Consider the following 20898-nt stretch of genomic DNA (forward strand, 5'->3'; position numbering starts at 1 on the left):
TGCATTCTGTTGTCCATGGGGTGATGACGAAGCCTCCGCATCAGCTGTTGAAGCCAATCGCCTGCGTTGGAGCTGCTCTGTCGCTCGCCGCTTTTTCTGCGCCACCCGGTGTTGCGATTCCGCGTCTGAATCTGACCGGCTATCCGGAGCCAGCCCCTGGCCTCAAACGTTGGGTGATTCAGCCTTCGGGTCTGCTGCCTGAGAGTTCAGATCCATTCATCTCTGCACAACCGATCGACTGGCGGATTCAGCTGATCGTGGGCCAGACGGTCACGCTTGATTGCAACTCCAAGCGTCTTTCAGGTTCCGGGATGACCATGCGCATGCTTCCTAAGGCATCTGGCAAGGCCCTGTTTGAAGTGAAGTCTCCTGTGGCTGTGATCAGCACCGCGATGGCCTGTCCTGATGATCAGTCCACCAGAACATCTTTCCTGTCGCTGGGCAAGCAGCCCTATCTGGTTCCTTACAACGCCTCCTGGCCGATCGTTGTGGATCTGCCCGAGAACTTGCAACTGCGCTGGCGGATCTGGAAAGCAGAGACGCGTCAGCTGCCTGGGGTCAGGCTTTGATCAAATCTGGCGTAGTGAGTCAGTCTTGCTTCGGAATGTGTTCAGCAACAGCTGCAAGTAGCTGACACTGCGCAACTTGATATTGGCGGTAAGCGACATGCCAACTTGCAGTGGCAATTTGGTGCCGCTGCTCAGTTTGAGTTGCTGGCTGTCCAACTTGATTACTGCTGGGTAGGTGTACTCCTGTTGCATCAGCTGGGGATTGGGAGGAAGTGCGTCTGATCCCACCGACTGAACGGTCCCTTCCAGAACGCCGAAGTCAGTGGCTGGAAAGGAATCAATGCTGATATCCGCTGGCTGGCCAGCGCGTACAAAGCCAATCTTGTTGCTGGGAATCTCTACATCGGCTTCCATGCTGTTGAAGGGGACCACCTTCAACATCACATCGGACGACATGGCCTGGGAGACGAAACCAGGATTGTTCAGTTTCAAATCAAAAACAATGCCGTTAACAGGTGCCCGTAGGGTCTTGTTTTTATTGGCGACTCTTATTTGCGTTAGTTCGGCATTGAGCTGAGCTTTCTCGCTACGTAGACCTGCAAGTTCTGAGTTAATTAACTTAATCTGCTGGTCGATCTGATTAGTTTGTCGACGTCCATCGAGCTCTAGTTTTATCAGTTCACCTTTCACCTCCTCAACCTTGTTGCGTTGCTGCAGATATTGAATATCTTTAATTCCACCTTCTTCAGCCAGGGTACTTAATCGTGCCAGGATATCTTCTTCAAGAGCAAGTTTGGCACGCGTGGTGGCTACTTGCTCGCGGTTTAAATCCTCAGTGCGTTCTTTTTCCTGCTTTTTCAGAACTAGCTGTTGCTCTTTTTGCTTGATTTGTGTGGTTTTTTCTTCCACTCCTTTGATCGAGGACTTGAGTTGTTCCGCTGTGCTTTCCTGATCGAGACGGATCAGTGCCTGCCCCTCAGAGACGCGTTCGCCGTTTTTCACCAGAATTTCTTCGACGAGTCCGCCGGGTGGGACTCGAACCTCCTTGACGTTCCCGATCGGTTCCAGTTTGCCCTTGGCAACCACCACTTCCTCTGTTCGAGCCACCGCCAAGAAGCCGATACCCAGAGCGGTGGTACCAATCAGCCCCCAGGTGACTGTCTTCATCCAGAAGCGACTTTGCTGCAGAACGTTCTCCTGCTCGCTGACCAGAGTGATGCGGTTCTCGAGTGCTGAGCGTGCCTGCCGGACAAGCTTTCCAGGAGCACTTTCCTTGTTGCTTCCGTTCTCCTGACTGCCAGTGTCGTTCTGAGGATTGTTGTTGTTTGAATCGTTCGTCATCTCAGCTGGCCTCCTGCTGGCGATAAAGGGCGTAGTAACGACCGCGTTGGCTCATCAGTTCGTCGTGCGAACCCATTTCAACCACCGCGCCCTGGTGCATCACCACAATCAGATCTGCCCGACGCACGGTGGATAGGCGGTGGGTGATAAAGAAAACCGTGCAATCGTGCAAGGCCTGGATCATGTTGTCGCAGACCCTGCGCTCGGTTTCGTAGTCAAGTGCGCTCGTGGCCTCGTCCATCACCAGCAGCTTTGGATTGGCCAGAAGTGTGCGGGCTATGGCGATGCGCTGACGCTGTCCTCCACTGAGAGAGGCTCCACGTTCACCCACTGAGGTGCTGTATCCAGCCGGTAATTCCATAATGAAGTCATGGGCGCAAGCCACTTTTGCGGCCATGACGATCTGTTCGCTGCTGGCATCCGGCTGGGTCAGAGCGATGTTCTCATTCACGTTGCCCGAGAACAGCAAAGGGTCCTGGGGAACGATGCCGATCTGGCGCCGCAGCGAGTAGAGCTCGACTTTGTCGATGTCATATCCATCGATCAAGATCCGCCCCTGGTTTGGCGAGTAAAGCCTTGGCAGGAGTTTCATCAGCGTGCTTTTGCCGCTTCCGCTTTGTCCAACGATTCCGACAAAGGTGCCGGGCTTTACTTGCAGTGATACATCGTTCAAGACAGGCGCTGATCCTGGATTGAAGGCAAAAGTGAGGTTGTCGAAGTGCACTGCACCTTCAATGGGCGGTAGGGGCACTTTGGCTTTGTCCTGATCGTCAGATTCCTGTTTGTGGTCGATCACGTCGGCCAATCGCTCGAAGCTCACCCGTAATTCCTGGATCGTCTGCCAGATCGATGAAAGGCGCAGAAGTGGTTGAGTGACATAGCCGGAGATGATTCGGAAGGCAATCAGCTGACCAAGGGTGAGCTCTCCGGATAAAACCAATGTGGCGCCCACCCAGAGCACCAAGAGCTGGGAGATTTTCTGCAGAACCTGTGATGTTTGGCTGAGTGCTGTTCCGGTAATGGTTTGTTCAAATGTGCGGCTGATGTATTTGCCGTAGCGTTCCTGCCAGGTCCAACGGCTCACCATTTCAACGTTTTGGCTTTTCACCGTTTGGATTCCAGTCAGCACCTCAATGAGATGGCTCGCAGTTGAAGCATTGGCTTCAGCAGCTTTGCGGTACTGACGCCGGAACAGAGGAGCACCCAGCAGGGTGAGTGTGATCTGAATCGGCAGAACGGCCAGAGCCACCAATGTCAGCACCCAGCTGTAGAAGAGCATCACCACGATGTAGATGACTGAAAAAGCTGCATCAAGAACAGTGGTCAGAGCCTGACCAGTTAGAAAGTTGCGAATCTTTTCCAGTTCGGCGACTCGTGATCCCAGCTCACCCACCGGGCGGCGATCGAAATAGCCGAGAGGGAGCCGGAGCAAATGGTCAATGACTTCTGCGCCGAGGCGCTGGTCGATGCGGTTGGTCGTTTCGGTGAATAAATAGGTCTTCAGACTGCCAAGAACTCCTTCAAGTAGCGTCACTGCCACAAGCGCGATGCCAAGTACCTCCAGGGTGTCTAAGCTGCGCTGGGCAATCACCTTGTCGATGATCACCTGGATCAGCAGTGGATTAGCCAGCGTGAACAACTGCACCACGAAGCTGGCGATCAGCACCTGAACCAGCACTCCGCGGTAGCGCTTGAGAGCAGGCCAAAACCAGGAGGGACCGAATTTTTGCTCTGGTGTGGCGCTGGTGCGGTCGATCAGCAACAGATCGATGCCCTCTGGAAAGGCGTTTTCCAGTTGGGTTGAGTCGAGTTCCACAAAGCCCTGGCTCGGAGACGCCAGCACAAGGCCGCGTTGATCGCTGCGCACTGCCAAGGCGAAGGCCTGTCCCCAGGGCACCAATGTTGGTGTCTGCAGACGTAGGCCCATGCTTGCCGGAACCTTCGCACCCGACACATGCAGGCCTAAACCAGCTGCGATTTGGCCACAGAGTCGCAATGTGGGTGTCTGGTTGCGGCGCAGCTGATCGCGCAGGACCCGCTCAATCGCATCGCGCCGGAACGGCAGCTTCATCAGCTTGGTCAGCATCTGGAAGCAGGCCAATGTCTCTTCGACAACGCCTTCACCCGCCACGAAGAAGTCGCGGTTGTCTTCATTGGTTTGGTTGAAGCGGCTCACCGGCACGTGCCGAGGGGCCTGCGTGATCTCACTGCGAGATTGGGAGTTGTCAGCGGAGTTGCTGATGGCCTCGGGTTCGATCGTTTGTTCGTGTATGACTGCGTCGATAGCTGCAAAAGCCCCGCCTGGAAGGGCGATCACCCGCATTGGCAGGCCATGCACATCGACTGGCATCGCAGCGATGAGGCCAGGATCGATGAGTTCATCTCCAAGCACAGCCTCAGTTTCCTCAGCGGGTTGACTGGCGAGGAACAGTCGCTCTCCTTTGTCCAGGGAGGTGCGGATGGCGCCGTCGTTCGAGGCGTCTAACAGTCGTGCTGTCGGCAGCAGCTCCACGAGCAATTCGCTCAGGGACAGTGATTGCTTGGCTACGCGATCGAGTTGCTGCTGCAGAAGCGCTGCCAGCTCCGCTTCCCACAGGTGATTGCGGCAAGCAGCAGCGATTGTTGGGTCACTGTTCACAAGTGCAAGCAGTTGCTCATCGCTGAGGCTGATGGCGACCATCTCTGAGGCGGCTCTGACCTCTTCGCAAGGAGCTGCACGCAGGAGTGAAGCCACACCTACAAAGCTGCCGGCTTGAAGACGGATCAGGGTGCTGAGTCGACCCCCCTGTTCTCCGAGTAGTCGGGCGTTGCCACTCTCGATCAGCAGGACGCGGCCAGGGATGAATTGCCTCTCGCAGAGAGGCTGGCCCAGGGCAAACCGCTGGGATTCACCCTGTTCGCGGAATCTGGTACGCAGGGCTTCGAGCCCGATCGACATTGCGGATTCCAGAGTCGTTAGGGCACGGCCGGACTATTTTCCATGCTTGAGAGTGATTTGACTAGTTCCTTGGTCTCAATCCGCAGCCAATCGTCGAGCATTTCGCTGGCCATGCGCTGACGCATTGGATCATTGAAGCTGGCTTCATGACGCTCATCAAGCCGGCTCACCACCCACCATTGATCGATGAGGATGGGTTCCAGCACCACTCCTGGGGTGGCTGTGCGCAACTGGTAACGCAGTTTGGGATGAGCACGCATCAGGCTTCCTGGACCGATTTTGCCACTGCTGCGCTTCTCGGGCCCTTCGCTGTGATCGGTGGCCAAGTTCTCAAAGCTTGCTTCACCTGCTTCCAACTGCAGGTAGAGCTCATGGGCCATTCCGGAATCTTTAACCCGCAGCAGGCTGTAGGTCACTTGATCGAGCGATTCCTTTCGTTGCAGAAAACGTGCTTCTGCCTGGATGCCAAAACTGTTTAGAGCCAGTTCGGCAAGCTTGAGAGGCATGCTCAATTGCAAAAGCAGCTCATCCCTGCTTAAACAACGCTCGTCTAGCCAGACTTTTAGAGCTGCTTCATCTTTAATCTGTGCTTTCTGGCAGTGATTGACCAGCGCCTTCTGAATCAGTTCAGGTGAGGGGTTGAGGCCGGTAGTGGCCTCAAGCATGAGCTGTTTTCGCGCTAAGGAATGCAGTAAATCGTTGCGACGCAGCAGATCAAGGGTGTTGGCACCCAGAGTGGTCAGCGAGGCCAGAACAGCGGGCCGAAAGTCATCCATGCATCAGAAGTTAGCCGGCGGGCCATCGATCTCCGAGCGTTTGGATGTTGACAGCAGTAGTGGACCGAGGTCCAGCGCAAAGGCCTGGCGTCCTTCCAGTCGTCTGAGCTCAACATGCAGATGGTCGGTGCTGGCGGAGCCGCTGCGACCGACGCGGCCGATGCGGTCACCGGCACGCACCAGCTGACCAGCATGAACGTCAGCACTCTGAAGATGGGCGTACACGGTTTGCCAGCCCCGGCCATGGTCCAGCAGAACCGTGAGCCCATAGCCGCTGATCGACTGCGCCAGTTGTACCCGTCCTGAAAGCATGGCCAGTACGGGTGTGGCCGCAGGAGCGATCAGGTCGTGGCCCACGTGCATGCGCCAGCGTTGGCGACGGTCTGAGTAGCGCCAGCCATAGGGCTGAACCTCCTGCGCGGGCTGAGCTAAGGGATACACCAGACGCAGCGTTTCGCCTTTGCGGAACGGACGGTGGGAGTCGGGTAGCCGTCGCGGGCGGGATTGGCTGAGCAAAGCCAGATTGGAAACACCGGTGCGTTCAGGGACCTGTTTGGGAGGGAGAGGTTGTGCAGAGATGGTTGGTGTCAGAGCGACCAAGGCCCATGTGATCCCCCCAATCGCCGTGGCTGCAAGCATCAGCAGATTGTTGCGCTGCATGGCAAGCGGATCTGATTTCGCTGTTGTATCGATTCAGCGCACGCCAAGCCACTTGTGGTTCTGCAGGCTCAGCCGCCAGCGTCCGTCTCCCCGTGCTTTGGTCACCGCCAGCTCCTGGCCTTCCTGGCTCTCCCATCCCGGCTGCACAAGCCAGTGAGCCTGAGGAGCCTGAGAGGCCACCACATCGGCGAACAGCAGATCTGCAGCTTCATGAACCACCACCTTTAGTTCATGGCAGCAGCAGAGCAGATCCTGCCTTGGTGGTTTGTGTCGTTTCGGCGAGAGCGTGATCCAGTCGGGGCTGCCGCTGAGGGGATCAACGCCGCTGGTCTCAAGGTGGATGGGAAGTGAACAGCTGCTGCGGATGGCGCTGGTGAGTGGTTCAAGCTCGTGATGCAGTGGTTCTCCGCCAGTGATCACCACAAATGCAGCTCCTTCCTTCGCGGCTTGCAAGGCATCCTGCGCCAGGTCTTCGACGCTTCGTTGCGGATGCACGTGTGCGGACCAGGAATGCTTGGTGTCACACCAGCTGCAGCCCACCTTGCAGCCGCCGAGGCGGATGAAAAAGGCGCTGCGACCTGCATGTAGACCTTCCCCCTGCAGGGAGTGGAAGGTTTCCACCAAAGGCAGGTTGTTTATGGACTCGGCAATTCTCAAGGGTTGCGGCTGGCTTCAGGGAAGTCGCGGCCACCGATGGCAGAACCCTGTTGACGCAAAGCTTCACTAGGACTTGAGGGCAGGCGCTGCTGGGCTGCCTCGATCAAACCGCGGAACAGGGGGTGCGGTCTGCCCGGGCGCGACAGGAATTCCGGGTGGTATTGGCAGGCCGTGAAGAAGGGATGACCCGGCAGCTCAATCAGTTCCACCAGCCGGCCATCGGGTGAGCTGCCGCTGATGCGATAACCCGATTCGAGGAACAGGCTGCGGTAGGCATTGTTGAACTCATAACGGTGCCGGTGGCGTTCGTAGACCACCTGATCGCCGTAGAGGCGTGCGGCCATCGAGCCCTCCGCGATCCGGCACGGATAAACCCCCAGACGCATGGTGCCGCCGAGATCGACGACGTCCTGCTGCTCAGGAAGCAGGTGAATCACCGCATGCTGGGTGTCCGGATTGAGCTCAGCGCTGGATGCATCCGTGAGACCGGCCTGATTGCGTGCCCACTCGATCACCGCCGTTTGCATGCCGAGGCACAAACCCAAGAAGGGCACCCGTTGTTCCCTTGCCCAGCGAATGGCGGCCACCTTGCCGTCAACACCCCGGTTGCCGAAGCCCCCTGGCACCACGACGGCGTCCATGCCTTTCAGCAGGCTTTCGGCTCCGTCGTTCTCGATTTGCTCAGCGCAGACCCAGTGCAAATCCAGCGAGGCATTCTGCGCCAGACAGGCGTGGCGAAGAGCTTCGACCACCGAGAGGTAGGCGTCGTTGAGTTGCACGTACTTGCCGACCAACGCCACCTTGACAGTCGGTCCTGGGTTGCGCATCTGGTGCACTAGCTGGGCCCAGCCGGCCATGTCGCTGTCGTGGTCCTCCAGTTGCAGAACATCGAGCACTTCGCGGCAGAGGCCTTCGTCCTCGAGGGTCAAGGGCACGGCATAGATGCTGTCGGCGTCTAGGGAAGGGATGACTGCTCGTTCGGGAACCCCGCAGAAGCCGCCGATCTTGCGTTTGAGCTCCTGGTTGATGTCCCGGTCGCTTCGGCACACCAGCACATCGGGTTGGATGCCGATGGATCGCAGCTCCTTCACTGAATGCTGGGTGGGTTTGGTTTTCAGTTCTCCAGAGGTGCCGATGAAGGGCAGCAGGGTCACATGGATGTAGGCCAGGTCATGGCGACCCACATCGCCGCGGAATTCACGGATGGCTTCCAGAAAGGGCAGCGACTCGATGTCACCCACGGTGCCGCCGATTTCGGTGATCACCACATCGGCGCCACTATTGGCGGCCACGCGGTGGATCCGTTCGCGGATCTCACCGGTGATGTGGGGAATCACCTGCACCGTGCCACCGTTGTAATCACCGCGGCGCTCCTTGTTGATCACCGACTGGTAGATCGAACCGGTGGTCACGCTGTTGAGGCGCGACATTGCCGTATCGGTGAAGCGTTCGTAGTGACCCAGGTCGAGGTCGGTTTCAGCCCCGTCTTCAGTGACGAAGACCTCGCCATGCTGAAAGGGGCTCATCGTGCCTGGGTCCACATTCAAGTATGGATCCAGCTTCAGGATCGAAACGCTGTAGCCACGCGATTTGAGCAGGCGTCCCAGGCTGGCGGCCACGATTCCCTTGCCGATGCTGGAGACGACACCACCGGTGACGAAGACGAACTTGGCCATGAACCCCTGGTCGATTCTTCAATGTACCCATTGCACCAAGGGGCCCAGTTTTGGCTGAAGGTCATCCCTCCAGCAGGCTTCTGAGCATCCAGGCTGTTTTCTCGTGAATCTGCAGCCGCTGGGTCAGCAGGTCAGCGGTGGGTTCATCGCTCGCGGCTTCCGCCAGAGGAAAAATGCTGCGAGCGGTTCTGGCCACGGCCTCATGGCCAGCAACCAGTTCCCTCACCATGTCGAGAGCAGCAGGTGGTTGGCTGATTTCCTTGATGGATGCCAGTCCAGCAAGGGTTGCGCCGCCATAGGGGGCCACGATGCCAAGAGCCCTGATTCTTTCAGCGATCTCGTCCAGGGAATTCCACAGCTCGGTGTACTGGTCCATGAACATCAGATGCAGGGTGTTGAACATCGGACCGGTCACATTCCAGTGGAATCCATGCGTTTTTCCATAGAGCACATAGGTATCCGCCAGCAATCGGCTTAGCCCAGCTGCGATTTCCTCGCGCTGTTCCTGAGGGATACCAATGTTGATCTGGGGTGCGCTGGCCATGCAATTGGTTGGAATAAGGGTGGTTGAAGTCAGGAATCCAGGCCCAGGATGTAGTCCTTTACCTTGGATCGCCGCTGCGGTTGGCGCAGCTTGAGTAGGGCGCGCGTCTCGATCTGGCGAACCCTTTCTCGCGACAGCGCCATCGCTTCACCGATTTCCGCCAGGGTGCGCGGGTGATCGTCCTCGAGGCCGAAACGACTACGGATCACTTCCGCTTCCCTTGGTGTGAGCTCATCCAACAAGTGCTCCAGGTCGTCATGGAGGGAATCGCGGGTGAGGGTCTGCTCAGGTGTGGCACTGCCGTCTTCCAGCAGGTCTCCCAACTGGGTGTCCTGGTCCTTGCCGACCCTGGTTTCCAGGGAGATCGAGCGAGGAACCCGCATCAGCGTCATGCGCACTGTTTCTTCGCTCAGCCCCAGTTCCCTGGCCAGATCAGTCACTGATGCCAGTCGTCCCTTTTCGGTGGCGATCTCCTGCTGAACGCGTTTGATGCGGTTCAGTTTTTCGGTGACATGCACCGGTAGACGAATCGTTCGGCTCTGGGTGGCGATCGCTCGGGTGATTCCCTGACGGATCCACCAGTAGGCGTAAGTGCTGAAGCGGAAGCCTCGGGTGGGGTCGAACTTTTCAACCGCCCGCTCGAGGCCAAGCGTTCCTTCTTGAACCAAATCCAGCAGTTCCATGCCCCGCTGCTGATACTTTTTCGCCACCGCCACCACAAGGCGCAGGTTGGCCTGGATCATCCGGTCGCGGGCCCTGCGGCCCTCCCGAAGCCGTCGCTGCAATTCCTTAGCCTCAAGGCCCACCTCATCTGCCCAGAGGCTGTACCCCTCATTCAGCTTTCGATTGAGTTCTTCGATGGGCAATTCAGCCGCCCGTGCCCATTCCTGACGTGTGGGCCAGTGGCTCACCTGATTGGCTTCGCGCAACTGCAGCTCCTCTAGATCCAGCAGGATCCGGATTGCCGCATGCTGATTGCTGAGGTCCCGCTCCTGCACGAGCAGTTTCTCCCGTGCCTGGACCTGACGAGAGAGGGTGACTTCTTCTTCGCTGGTGAGCAGGTCGACTCGACCGATGTCCTGCAAGTACAGGCGCAGCAGATCGTTGCCACCGCTCCAGCGGATCGGGGCATGCCCCGTCGATCGGGAGTGTTTGGCCAAGAAACCCTGAATGGCTCACTGTTCTTCCAGGGTTGATGCTTTGAGGGCTCAGTGCTCCGAAACGCTGGTTTCTGTTCGGGTTCTAGTTTTCGGTCTCGTCGTTCTCTTCCACCCAGGTGCTGGCCACATGCAGCTCCTCTAGCTGTTTGTCGGCGACATCGCCGGGAGCATTGGTCATCAAACAACGCGCCTGCTGGGTCTTGGGGAAGGCGATCGTGTCGCGGATCGATTCCTCGCCTGCCAACAGCATCACCATCCGGTCGACGCCGAAGGCCAGGCCTCCGTGGGGTGGAGCTCCCACATCCAGGGCGTCCATCAGGAAACCGAACTGCTCTTGAGCTTCCTCCAGAGGCAGTCCCACGGTTTGTAACACCTGTCGCTGCAGGGCCGAGTCGTGGATGCGCAGCGAGCCACCGCCGAGTTCGAGCCCATTGAGCACGAGGTCGTAAGCCTGAGCGCGGGCTTCTGGCAGTGTCTGAGCCCACTCCGATGGGTCGTTGCCCAGGTCTTCGGCGTTCGGAGCGCAGAAGGGGTGATGCAGAGCCTCAAAACGATTCTCATCACTGTTGAACTCGAACATCGGGAAATCCACGACCCAGAGGAAATTCCACTGGTCGTTTTCCCTGTCGTATTGGACCATTCCCAGCTCTTTGGCGAGGTACTGACGCACCCGGTCGAGGGCCTTGTTCACCGTGGCGGTGTCGCCGGCACCGAACAACAGCAGGGTGCCGGGTTCCGCGCCTGTGCGGCTGAGTAGCAACTGCTTCTGCTCGTCGCTGATGTTGTCCTTGATCGCGCCGATGGTGTCGATCTCGCCGCCATCTCGCACGCGGATGAAGGCCAGACCACCGGCACCGGCGGCCTGGGCTTCGCTGAACACATCTCCACCGGGTTTGATGCGCACATTGGAGACGGCATCATTGCCGCCTGGCACGGCAATCACCTTCACCGCGCCGCCGGACTTCACCGCGCCGCTGAACACCTTGAAGCCCATGTCCTCGACGATGTCCGAAACGGTCACCAGCTCCATGCCGTAACGGGTGTCGGGCCTGTCGGTGCCATAGCGTTCCATGGCGTCATGCCAGGTCATGCGCGGGAACGGTCTCGGCAGCTCGATGCCTTTCACCGCCTTCCAGATGGCGCAGATCAGTGATTCGTTGAGCTCCAGGATCTGCTCCTGGTCCATGAAGCTCATCTCGATGTCCAGCTGGGTGAACTCCGGCTGGCGGTCGGCGCGCAGGTCTTCATCGCGGAAGCAGCGCGCTACTTGGTAGTAGCGCTCGATGCCGCCCACCATCAGCAACTGCTTGAACAACTGGGGTGACTGCGGCAAGGCGAACCATTCGCCGCCGCAGACGCGGCTTGGAAGCACGTAATCGCGTGCGCCTTCAGGAGTGGAGCGCGTGAGCACTGGCGTTTCCACCTCAATGAAGCCAGCGTCCTCGAGGAAGCGGCGGGCGGCCTGGATGGTCTGGGCCCGCAGGCGCAGGTTGTCGTTCATGCGCTTGCGGCGCAGATCCAGATAGCGGTGACGCAGTCGCAGCTCCTCGCGTGTGTTCTCTTCGTCGTGCACCGAAACGGGGAAGGGAAGGTTCCCTTTCACGCTGTTCAACACCTTGATTCCACTGGCCAGCACTTCCACAGCACCGGTTGCCAGCTTGTCGTTGAGGGATTCGGCTGGGCGGGCTCGCACCTTGCCATTCACCTGCAGCACGGTTTCGCTGCGTAGATGTTCGGCTACAGCAAAAGCCTCAGCACCCAGGTCGGGGTCCACGGTGATCTGCACGGTGCCGCTGCGGTCGCGCAGGTCAATGAAAATCACACCGCCGTGGTCGCGGCGTCGATCCACCCAGCCGCACAGCTGCACCTGCTTATCTATGTGCTGCTTGCGCAGGTCGCCGCAACCATTGCTGCGCATCGGATCTTTCAACTGTTGACAGGCGAGTTTCCCATAGCCCGGGCCCCTTTAACCACGTCGGTAGAAGGGCCGCTTCACCACGGTGGCCGGTTGTACCTGCCCTCGTATCTCCACACCAAGTTCGCTGCCGACTTTCGCCAGCTCCTTTGGTACGACCGCAAGGGCGATGGCCTCCTCCAGGGTGGGTGACCAACTGCCGCTGGTGACCACTCCCACCTTTTTACCGTTGTGCAGCACCGGGTAGTCATGCCGGGCAATAGCTCGTCCTTGCAGCTTCAGTCCCACAAGTCGCTGGGAGGCTCCATTGGCGGCCACCTGCTCTAGAGCTGCGCGGCCAATGAAGTCCTGAGGCATCTCAAGGTGGACCAGCCAACCCAGGCCTGATTCGAACGGATTGGTGTTGGCAGTCATGTCTTGGCCATAGAGGTGCATGGCGGCCTCAAGACGCAAGGTGTCGCGTGCTCCCAGGCCGCATGGCACGACATCCAGGGCCAGCAGTTGCGCCCAGAGTTTGCGTCCGTCTGTCCGGCTCAGCAGCAACTCAGCACCGTCTTCTCCGGTGTAGCCGGTTCTGGCGCAGAACACCTGTTCGCTGAGCCCTTGCAAGTGCAACTGGCGATGGCCAAAGCGGGGTAGCTCGTGCAGAGACTCTCCGCTGAGTGTCTCGAGAATGCCAATCGCCTTCGGGCCCTGCAGGGCCAACAACACGCCATCCCCCTTTTCATCCCGCACACGCAGACCTCGTGGTTCCAGCTGCTGTTTCAGCCAGGCCGTGTCGCTGTCAGCGCAGGCAGCATTGATGACTACCAGCAGGGTGCCGTCGCCGGATGCAGTTTCCCCCTGGTCGTAGATGATTAGGTCATCACGGATGCCGCCGTTGTCATTGAGCAGCACGGTGTAGCAGGCCTGGCCCACTCCGATCCGGTGCAGGTCCGTTGGCACCAGAGTCTGGAGTGCGTCCTTGGGATTACTGCCTTCGATGCGAACTACGCCCATGTGAGAGATGTCGAACATCCCTACGGCTTCACGAACGGCTTTGTGTTCGGCGATCAATCCTGAGAACTGCACCGCCATCTCCCAGCCAGCAAAAGGAACCATGCGGCCTTTGGCCTCTCGACAGAGGTCATGAAGCGGCGTGCGATGCAGATCCATGACGGAGATCAGGCGTTTAAAGCGGATCCTATGGATGCAGTTCCGGTTTGCGTTGGAAGTGGAAGCAAAGCCGCAGATTGAGCCACCAGCGTCGACCGCTGCGGAAAGTGTCCTTAGCTTGAACTCCTCTGTTCAGAAAGCCTTCTGTCCAAGTCTTCCTGCCAGTCGTGTCAGCACTGCATCCCTGCACAGGGTGGTGGGGGCGGCAGCTGGTGCAGGTTGCGCAATCTGACGGTGCATGTTGAGCTTGCACGGGTGATTTGGTGCCATCACTGGACAGCCCGTGCTCCGGTGCTCCCTGGCCTTGTGTCCTCCGACCAGCCTCTGGTCGGAGGCGACCGACAGTTGGATTTGGGAGCTTCCGTTGACGGTCTCGGTCACTCTGGAGAGCCTGCCCAGGTGTTGTGAACAAAGACGGTGTGTCGTTTCAGTTACAACACCCATTGAATCGGTCGTAAAAATGAAGAGACTGAAGATTGTTTGCGTTTCCGTTGTCGGTCTCCACATCCATGCCGACCGCTGTTCAGCTGATCGCTGAGCATCGCAATGTTGATCAGTTGCTGTTGCCCACGGGCAGCATCCTGTTTGATCGGGGTGAATCGGCGACTGCTCTTTATGCGATTGAGCGCGGACTTGTAGAGCTCACGACCGGCGGTCGAGACCGCCTCCGCTACGGCGATGGCGAAGTCTTTTTCTATGAAGACCTGGTGGCGGAAGACGCACATCACAGCCGAACAGCGCGAGCGATTACCCCGGTTCACGTTCTTCGACTGGATCGCAACAGTTTTCTGGAGTTGATTCACGGGCATCCCACACTCGTGCTCAGCCTGCTCAGCGGTCAGCACCGACGACTGCGGCAGCAGCGTCTGGAAGCTGCTCACTTCTACTGAGCCATCAGCAACAACAGGCTGCGGGTCACCTTGGCTGCCAAAACGCTGCTGCTGCCACTGGGGTCTAGTTGAGGAGCCAGTTCAACAACATCGGCTCCGACCAGGTTGTGGTGCTGTAACTCGCTCACCAGTTCGGCGAAGTGTTGCCAGAGAAAGCCTCCTGGTTCAGGGGTCCCTGTGCCAGGCATCACGGCCGGGTCAAACCAGTCAAGGTCAACTGTCAGATAAAGCGGCTGGCCGCGCAAATTCTGTAAACGGGAGACCATCTGATCGAAGGGGACCAGGCGGTTGCTGCTGCGCAGTTCTGAGAATTCCTCCTTGGTGCCGCTGCGAATGGCGATCTGCAGCAGCTCTCTACTGGGAAGCACCTCCAGGCAGCGCCGCATGGCGCAGGCGTGGCTGTGGCGAGATCCCAGCCATTCATGGCGGAGATCTGCGTGGGCATCCAGCTGCACCAGCGCCAGATTCGGATGTCGTTCGGCGACAGCGGCGACAGCTCCGGAGCTGATGGAGTGTTCACCACCCAGCATCAAGGGCTTGAGCTGCAAGTCCATGGCGTGGATCGTGGCCTTGTGAACGGCCTCCACGACGGGTTCAGCGGCGCCAAAAGGGATCTCGACCGCTCCAAGGTCGGCGTAGGCCATGGTCTCGAGGTCAAGGTCAAGCTGGGGGCAGTAGGTCTCAAGGCCAGTACTCACATCCCGTACCGCTGCGGGTCCAAAACGGGTGCCTGGCCTGAAGGATGTTGTGCCGTCGTAGGGCACGCCGAACAGGCCCACTTTGCAGCCGTTCGGATCCCGGCTCGCGCCCATGTAGACCGCTCCCTCCTGGTCAAACAGTGAATGGCCCGGGATGTTCACGCCAATAGCTCCCGTTCGATGAAGGCAGGTATCGCTTCAAAGGCACCGGATTGCCAGCGTGTGCTCCAGATCTCGCAGCCTGCGGCGATGGTGGCCGCCCGCTCCGCGACGGCTTTGCGGTAGCGCGGGCCTTCCACCGCAGCGAAAGTCCAGCTCCACCAGCCGCTGGGATACATCGGCACCCAGCCGTAGAGGGGGTCGGCATGGTCGAACACATCCCTCAGCAGGCGAACAATGTCGATGTGGACCTGCCGAAAGGCTTCGGGCGACTCGCTTTGGGTGGCGAAGACGCCCCCCGGCCTGAGGATGCGCCGGCAGTGCTCGAAGAAGCTGCGGTTGAACAGACCCTCAGCTGGACCTGCCGGATCGGAGCCGTCCACGATCACCACGTCGTAGCTGGCGTCGGTGCACTCCGCTGCCCAGGCAATGCCATCTCCCACAGTCAGGTGAAAGCGCGGGTCCTGCCAGCAACCTCCGCCAATTGAAGCCAGATGCTTCTGGCTGAGTTCCACCACCCGGCCATCGATCTCCACCATGTCGAGATGTCGCACGCCCGGATAGCGAAGGCATTCGCGAGCTGTGCCGCCGTCGCCACCGCCGATGACCAGGATGCTTTCAATGGCCGCGGCACTGCAAAGAGCCGGATGCACCAGTGCTTCGTGGTAGTGCCTTTCCTGGTGCTCGGCGGTCATCCAGCAACCGTCCAGCAGCAAGCCTCTGCCATAGCGCTCGCTCTCGATCACGGTGATGCGCTGGAAGCTGCTCAGTTCATCCACTAGCACCTGCCCAGTGAGCCCATAACGAACCCCTTCATGGTGTTCATCGATCCAGCCGCCGCTGGCCGGGGATGCCTTGGTCATGAAGGTGGTGGTGGAATCCTTCCTCCAGCTAAGAACAGCGTTGGCTCAGCGTTTGCGCTGAGCCAACGCAGACTGCTGATACCACTCCTATTGCTCGTCGGGGTCGGAGCGTGATTCAGGATCTGCCGATCAATGACCGTTTGGTGATCCCAGCCGCTGAGCTGCAGTGGCGGTTTTCCAGGTCCTCTGGTCCGGGTGGGCAGGCTGTGAACACCACCGACTCCAGAGTGGAGTTGCGATTTGACCTGGAGAGTTCCAAGGCCCTTGGTCCCTTTCGCAAGGCCCGCTTGCGTGAGCAATTGGCGTCGCGCCTGGAGGGAAATTGCCTGCGGGTGGTTGCGGCTGAGGAGCGTTCGCAGTGGCAGAACCGTCAGAGAGCTATGGCGCGACTGGCCGATTTGTTGAGGGAGGGGCTTAAGCCGCCTCCGCCGAAGCGCAGGCCCACCCGTCCGGGCCGTGCTGCAGTCAAACGAAGACTTGAGGCCAAAGGCAGGCGCAGCGAACTCAAACGTCGCCGCCAAGGCAGGCCTTCATTGGATGACTAGGGGTTGGTCCAGATGGATTGCTTGGTTAAGATTGGGTTAACCAAGCTGTCTTGGAGGTGGATGAATGAATCAATCACATGATCACCACCCCTCAGCCGAATTGGTCAACCTGATGCGTCTGGAAGAAGGGGCGCGTAGCTGCACAACCCGTGATCAGGCGCGTGCCTTCATCCGCGAAGCCGACCAGGTCAAGCGTCATCTCTGGGGCACAACGGAAGGCACGATTGCCGCTCACGACTGATCCAGGCCTCCAAGCTGATTTCTGTCTACGGTCCGCGCAACATCGCTGATCAATGTGCAAGTACGCAAGGACACTGTTGGGCTGACCGTCGACAAAAGCCTGATGCGTCTGCACGTTGTGCGGCCCCAGAGCGATGGTTGCTGGCCGGGCATCCTTTTTTATTCGGATATCTATCAGCTCGGTGCGCCGATCACCCGTCTTGCTGATCGGCTTGCCAGCTATGGCTATTTGGTCGCTGCGCCGGAGATTTTTCATCGCCGTGAGCCGATCGGCTCGGTGATCGAGCCTGATCCCATCGGCCGATTGCGAGGCAACGACAATGCTGCAAACACGTCTATCGCTGCCTATGACTCCGACGCAGCGGCGGCATTGGCCTGGCTGTCGGAGAATGCTGATGTGGATGCCCGGCGTCTGGGAGCCGTTGGCTTCTGCCTCGGAGGTCATCTTGCTTTTCGTGCTGCGCTCCTGCCTCAGGTCAGGGCCAGTGTCTGCATCTATCCCACTGGACTTCAGGACGGCAAGCTCGGTTTTGAAGCAGCTGATTCATTGCAACGGGCTGCTGAGATCCAGGGAGCCCTGCTCACGATCTTCGGCAGTCTCGATCCCCATGTCCCTCGCGAAGCCAGGACACTGATCCTTGCGACGCTCGCGGCTATCCCTCAGCTGCGGCACCAATCCATTCTTTATGAGGCGAACCACACCTTTATGCGCGATGACGGCGAGCGCTGGGATCCGCAGTGCGCTGATCAGGCATGGGCAGAGCTAACTGGTTTCTTAGAAAGGGAACTGAGCTGATTAGGTTCCCTGATCTTGAGACGCGCACTCGCGCTGGATGGCTTGTTTGGCCTGCTGCCAAAGCCCCTCCAGTTCCTGGATGCTATGGCCGTGGAGATCACCGCCCAAGGCTGCTTCGACCCTTGAAAAGCGAGCCAGGAAGCGTTGATTGGTTCCTGCCAGTCCTTCCTCCGGGCTGATCTCACACCAGCGAGCCACATTCACCAGGGTGAACAACACATCCCCAAGCTCCTCCTGGGCATGGGCCCTGTCGCCTGAGGCAATGGCTTCTTTGAGCTCTTCGAGCTCTTCGTTCACCTTGCTCCAGACACCGGTCATGTCCGCCCATTCGAAGCCGGCCTTTGCGGCTTTTTTGGAGATGGTCATCGCCCCAGAGAGGGCCGGCTGTCCACGCACCTTGCCGGCGAGCTGATCGCTGAGCGGAGAGGCCGAGATTGCAGCAGCTTTTGTTTCTGCTCGTTCCTGCGCTTTGATGGCCTCCCAGCTGATGCGAACAGCTGCGCTGTCGCGCACTTCGGCATTAGCGAAAACATGGGGATGGCGGCGAATCAGTTTCTCGCTGATGCCGGCTGCCACAGCATTCAGATCGAATCGCTCGTCTTCCTCGGCGATGCGGGCATGAAGCACCACCTGCAACAGCAGGTCACCGAGCTCCTCCTTCAAATGCTTGTCATCGCCATGACGGATGGCATCGGCCACCTCATGGGCTTCCTCCAGCACATAGGGGATGAGTGACTGGTGGGTCTGTTCCAGATCCCAGGGGCAGCCTTCTTCTGGATCACGTAACCGTGCCACTAAGGCCTCCAGCCGGCGCAGGGGGTCCTGGTGCTGGGTCACTTCGGAGCCTGAGGCCATGGAAACCGTGCACGCTTGTGGTCACCTTCTCACCGACGTCGATGCCTGCGCCAGGATTTTGACCACTCCGCAGGCAGTGGATCCCCATCCAGAATCAGATGCAGCCACACGCTGCTTTCCAGACCCATCAGGACGCCGATCCAAGTCCGGGGATGTTCTCTCAATGCTGAAAGCAGGTCTGGCCATGCCTGGGATGGGGTTGGAATGGCAGGGGACAACAGCGATGCAGTGGCTGTCCAGATCAGCAGTATCAGGGCTGACAGCCATGCCAAGCGCAGTGTCATGCCGATCAGGGGGCCGTGGGATAAGAGCGATCGATGCGGAAGCAGTCGCCGATAGGGCCACCAGATCGCACTCAGCACCCCCCAGCGCCTGAGGGCGGTCGAGCGCACGTCAAGGTCCGGTGACAGCCATAGGCCTCCAACCAGGAAGGCCAGCGCCGTTAGAGCACCGTTGATCCATCCCAGCCACCAGCTCGTGAGCAGGCCAATGGGCAGGAACCAGGCCAAGGTGGCCCGGTCATGGTCTCGGCCTGAGGCCACATCAATTGGTGTTGAGCTGTTCCAGCCTGCCTCGATCAGGCAGAATCGGCTCACCGGGCGATTAGCTCAGCGGTAGAGCACCTCCCTTACAAGGAGATTGTCACAGGTTCGATCCCCGTATCGCCCATCCCGGACCACCACTCTTGAATGCCGTTCAGAACTGGCTTTTGAGAGTTTTTGTTACTGACTGCCCACAGCTCAGGGCGGGCGTCACATTGCGAGCACTCATAAGGATGCTCACTGAACTGGACCGGATGCCTGAATCGTCAGGCCTGAGCGATTCGCTGGTGATCATCCTCCAGAAGGCCGCACTGCTGGTGACCCAGCTGCTCTCGAGGTTGCGATGACAAAACTGCAATGGACAGATAAAAAAAGAGGAGGGCCCCACCCTCCTCAGCTCGACGCGTCTTCGGATTTCCCGTCCTCAGACGAGCTAACAGTGCAGTACGGCGACCAGATACTTCGTAGTTATAAATACCTAGGTGAGCGTGTCCTCACTTTGGGAAAGCATGGGATTAGGGGCTTCTCCGATGAATGCCCCTCGGCGGATGGGACCACGCCGACGCGCTGCGTGGCCAGTCGACCAATCTGGTGTTGGGGCATGAATTCGCCTCTGCCCAGCAGGACCGTCTGCAGGAAGCCCTCGAGGGTGCTGTTTGGCCAATGCTCGGAACAGCTGAAAAAGGCCAGCTTTTACTTGCAAGCACCCCCGCTGGTGGGGCAACTACAGCCACGATTTATGGGAAAGGGCTGAAGGCACTCCGGAGTGGGGCCGCTGGAGTTACAGCAGCACCCAGGGCGGCTGGGTTGATGATGCCTTTGTGGAAGAGGCGAAATCCACCATGGCCCTCGAGCTCTGGAGGCAAGAATTCCACGCCTCGATCGAATCGCTCGTTGGCAGCGTCTACCCCTCGTTTGGCAGCGGCAATATCAAGTCGGTGGTGGATGACGGCGTGAGCCCGCTGATCATCGGAATGGATTTCAACCGCACACCGTTCTGCGCGTGCGTTGCCCAGATGCAGGGCAACACGCTGGCGGTGATCGACGAGGTGGTCTTGATGGAAAGCGACTCCAGAGAGATGGCGTTGACAATCCGCGACCGCTACCCGAGCAGAGCCATTCACTGCTGCCCTGACCCCACCGGCAAGCGGCTGCAGACCTCGAGCCTGGGACTGAGCGATCACAAGATCCTCAAGGACGTGGGCAATTTTGTGATCCACGCGCCGAAGGCTCCCTGGCGGCAGAGGGACACGATCAATGCGCTGCGGATGTGGATCCTGTCGGCCGATGGCCAGTGCCGACTCCAGGTGGACCCGACCTGCAAGCGGGTGATCCGCTTATTGCGGAACCTGACCTTCAAACCCGGCAAGGCCGAGCCGATGGATGACGACAACAGCCACATGGCCGAGGCCACGGCCTATGTGGCGATCGCGATCAGCAAGGGCCTCACACCCTGGACAGTCGGCAGAAGCGAGACCGTCTCGGTCTGGTGATCATCACTTAGGTGGGCAATAATCAATAATTTAGTTTTATTGATCTCTGCTCAACTGCGCTCAATCGTGCCAGATATTGAAGGCTGATTGATGGTTTTTTGGGGTAATTGAAGCAATAAAAAGCACCTGCAGATTGGTGATTATTTTTTGCGAACTGCAGGCATGACTAGCCATTCATCCATCATCTGATAAACCCGCATCCCAAACCCCCCGATTGGCAAGCAATCATCCATGACTCCGAGCCACCACAAAAACCACCAGAGGCGGTTTCCAATTCCTGATCACCCGGCGGTTCAGATTGCATCGATTGAATATCGTTTGCAGTAATTGAGAAACCTGCCGCATTAGCAATTTCAATTGCTGCTTCAGGGGTGCTTACCTCCTTGAGTTTCTCCTGCAATTCAGTATCTGATTTAATCTTTTCAAGGAAGGCTTTGAGCTGTTCTTCTGACATGGCTTGAACGTATCTGTACTGTGAATAGCAGA

At 58.6% G+C, this 20898-nt stretch carries 22 protein-coding genes and 1 tRNA gene; 8 read left to right on the forward strand and 15 right to left on the reverse strand.

What is annotated here, in order from left to right:
* Nucleotides 1-23 precede the first annotated feature (23 nt).
* On the forward strand, nucleotides 24-569 hold the full coding sequence (locus tag DXY31_RS01115; RefSeq protein WP_114990852.1) for an ecotin family protein: 546 nt from the start codon (nucleotides 24-26) through the stop codon (nucleotides 567-569).
* On the opposite strand, the gene DXY31_RS01120 is transcribed toward DXY31_RS01115, so the two are convergent.
* The 10 genes from DXY31_RS01120 to gcvT all read right to left on the reverse strand — a co-directional run bounded on the left by DXY31_RS01120 (nucleotide 570) and on the right by gcvT (nucleotide 13331).
* Entirely contained in the window at nucleotides 570-1850 is a 1281-nt protein-coding gene (locus tag DXY31_RS01120) for an HlyD family secretion protein (protein ID WP_114990856.1), read from the reverse strand.
* 1 nt (nucleotide 1851) lies between these two features.
* A complete protein-coding gene (locus DXY31_RS01125; protein WP_114990860.1) occupies nucleotides 1852-4788 on the reverse strand; it encodes an ABC transporter transmembrane domain-containing protein in 2937 nt (978 codons plus the stop codon).
* A 17-nt stretch (nucleotides 4789-4805) separates the two neighbouring features.
* Nucleotides 4806-5564: a peptidylprolyl isomerase gene (locus DXY31_RS01130; RefSeq protein WP_114990863.1), complete on the reverse strand. Its 759-nt coding sequence runs from the start codon at nucleotides 5562-5564 to the stop codon at nucleotides 4806-4808.
* A 3-nt stretch (nucleotides 5565-5567) separates the two neighbouring features.
* Nucleotides 5568-6224 (reverse strand): M23 family metallopeptidase, encoded by a 657-nt coding sequence (locus tag DXY31_RS01135; RefSeq protein ID WP_244279417.1) that lies wholly within the window; start codon nucleotides 6222-6224, stop codon nucleotides 5568-5570.
* Between the two features lie 33 nt (nucleotides 6225-6257).
* A complete protein-coding gene (locus tag DXY31_RS01140; protein ID WP_114991120.1) occupies nucleotides 6258-6875 on the reverse strand; it encodes a 7-carboxy-7-deazaguanine synthase QueE in 618 nt (205 codons plus the stop codon).
* A gap of 2 nt (nucleotides 6876-6877) precedes the next feature.
* Nucleotides 6878-8557, reverse strand: coding sequence for a CTP synthase (locus tag DXY31_RS01145; RefSeq protein WP_114990866.1), 1680 nt, complete (start codon nucleotides 8555-8557; stop codon nucleotides 6878-6880).
* A gap of 61 nt (nucleotides 8558-8618) precedes the next feature.
* Nucleotides 8619-9101: a Dps family protein gene (locus DXY31_RS01150; protein WP_114990870.1), complete on the reverse strand. Its 483-nt coding sequence runs from the start codon at nucleotides 9099-9101 to the stop codon at nucleotides 8619-8621.
* Between the two features lie 29 nt (nucleotides 9102-9130).
* Nucleotides 9131-10261: an RNA polymerase sigma factor, RpoD/SigA family gene (locus DXY31_RS01155; protein ID WP_114990874.1), complete on the reverse strand. Its 1131-nt coding sequence runs from the start codon at nucleotides 10259-10261 to the stop codon at nucleotides 9131-9133.
* An 82-nt stretch (nucleotides 10262-10343) separates the two neighbouring features.
* Nucleotides 10344-12179 (reverse strand): aspartate--tRNA ligase, encoded by a 1836-nt coding sequence (gene aspS / locus DXY31_RS01160; protein WP_114990877.1) that lies wholly within the window; start codon nucleotides 12177-12179, stop codon nucleotides 10344-10346.
* A 48-nt stretch (nucleotides 12180-12227) separates the two neighbouring features.
* The gene (gene gcvT, locus DXY31_RS01165; RefSeq protein ID WP_114990880.1) at nucleotides 12228-13331 is read right to left on the reverse strand and encodes a glycine cleavage system aminomethyltransferase GcvT; all 1104 of its coding nucleotides are present in this window, start codon (nucleotides 13329-13331) and stop codon (nucleotides 12228-12230) included.
* A 219-nt stretch (nucleotides 13332-13550) separates the two neighbouring features.
* Here gcvT and DXY31_RS01175 point away from each other — a divergent pair, with 219 nt between their 5' ends.
* Together DXY31_RS01175 and DXY31_RS01180 are read left to right on the forward strand one after the other, a co-directional pair.
* Nucleotides 13551-13739, forward strand: a complete 189-nt coding sequence (locus tag DXY31_RS01175; RefSeq protein ID WP_244279418.1) for a hypothetical protein — start codon at nucleotides 13551-13553, stop codon at nucleotides 13737-13739.
* A gap of 83 nt (nucleotides 13740-13822) precedes the next feature.
* Complete coding sequence (locus DXY31_RS01180) at nucleotides 13823-14221, forward strand: cyclic nucleotide-binding domain-containing protein (protein ID WP_244279419.1); 399 nt, start codon at nucleotides 13823-13825, stop codon at nucleotides 14219-14221.
* Here the strand turns inward: DXY31_RS01180 and speB are convergent.
* Nucleotides 14215-15033, reverse strand: coding sequence for an agmatinase (speB, locus tag DXY31_RS01185; protein ID WP_114991123.1), 819 nt, complete (start codon nucleotides 15031-15033; stop codon nucleotides 14215-14217). The genes DXY31_RS01180 and speB overlap by 7 nt on opposite strands.
* Nucleotides 15034-15077: 44 nt before the next feature.
* Nucleotides 15078-15941, reverse strand: coding sequence for a polyamine aminopropyltransferase (gene speE / locus DXY31_RS01190; RefSeq protein WP_114990894.1), 864 nt, complete (start codon nucleotides 15939-15941; stop codon nucleotides 15078-15080).
* 110 nt (nucleotides 15942-16051) lie between these two features.
* Here speE and arfB point away from each other — a divergent pair, with 110 nt between their 5' ends.
* The 3 genes from arfB (at nucleotide 16052) to DXY31_RS01200 (ending at nucleotide 17522) form a co-directional block, all read left to right on the forward strand.
* Nucleotides 16052-16486 (forward strand): alternative ribosome rescue aminoacyl-tRNA hydrolase ArfB, encoded by a 435-nt coding sequence (arfB, locus tag DXY31_RS01195; protein WP_114990897.1) that lies wholly within the window; start codon nucleotides 16052-16054, stop codon nucleotides 16484-16486.
* Between the two features lie 64 nt (nucleotides 16487-16550).
* The gene (locus tag DXY31_RS16620) at nucleotides 16551-16727 is read left to right on the forward strand and encodes a hypothetical protein (protein WP_170953470.1); all 177 of its coding nucleotides are present in this window, start codon (nucleotides 16551-16553) and stop codon (nucleotides 16725-16727) included.
* A gap of 102 nt (nucleotides 16728-16829) precedes the next feature.
* Nucleotides 16830-17522: a dienelactone hydrolase family protein gene (locus tag DXY31_RS01200; protein WP_244279420.1), complete on the forward strand. Its 693-nt coding sequence runs from the start codon at nucleotides 16830-16832 to the stop codon at nucleotides 17520-17522.
* Here DXY31_RS01200 and mazG read toward each other — a convergent pair whose 3' ends face one another.
* Nucleotides 17523-18377 carry a nucleoside triphosphate pyrophosphohydrolase gene (gene mazG, locus DXY31_RS01205; RefSeq protein WP_114990904.1) on the reverse strand — a complete coding sequence of 285 codons (855 nt, stop codon included), beginning with the start codon at nucleotides 18375-18377 and terminating at the stop codon, nucleotides 17523-17525. It abuts the gene before it with no gap.
* Between the two features lie 29 nt (nucleotides 18378-18406).
* Nucleotides 18407-18973 carry a metal-binding protein gene (locus tag DXY31_RS01210; protein WP_371638927.1) on the reverse strand — a complete coding sequence of 189 codons (567 nt, stop codon included), beginning with the start codon at nucleotides 18971-18973 and terminating at the stop codon, nucleotides 18407-18409.
* 1 nt (nucleotide 18974) lies between these two features.
* Here DXY31_RS01210 and DXY31_RS01215 point away from each other — a divergent pair.
* Both DXY31_RS01215 and DXY31_RS01220 read left to right on the forward strand, forming a co-directional pair.
* A tRNA-Val gene (locus DXY31_RS01215) sits at nucleotides 18975-19046 on the forward strand.
* A gap of 715 nt (nucleotides 19047-19761) precedes the next feature.
* Nucleotides 19762-20412 (forward strand): hypothetical protein, encoded by a 651-nt coding sequence (locus tag DXY31_RS01220; RefSeq protein ID WP_137024842.1) that lies wholly within the window; start codon nucleotides 19762-19764, stop codon nucleotides 20410-20412.
* A 181-nt stretch (nucleotides 20413-20593) separates the two neighbouring features.
* On the opposite strand, the gene DXY31_RS01225 is transcribed toward DXY31_RS01220, so the two are convergent.
* Complete coding sequence (locus DXY31_RS01225; protein ID WP_114990910.1) at nucleotides 20594-20866, reverse strand: Nif11-like leader peptide family natural product precursor; 273 nt, start codon at nucleotides 20864-20866, stop codon at nucleotides 20594-20596.
* Between the last annotated feature and the right edge of the window lie 32 nt (nucleotides 20867-20898).

This window comes from Synechococcus sp. UW179A, from assembly GCF_900473965.1.
GTDB lineage: Bacteria > Cyanobacteriota > Cyanobacteriia > PCC-6307 > Cyanobiaceae > Synechococcus_C.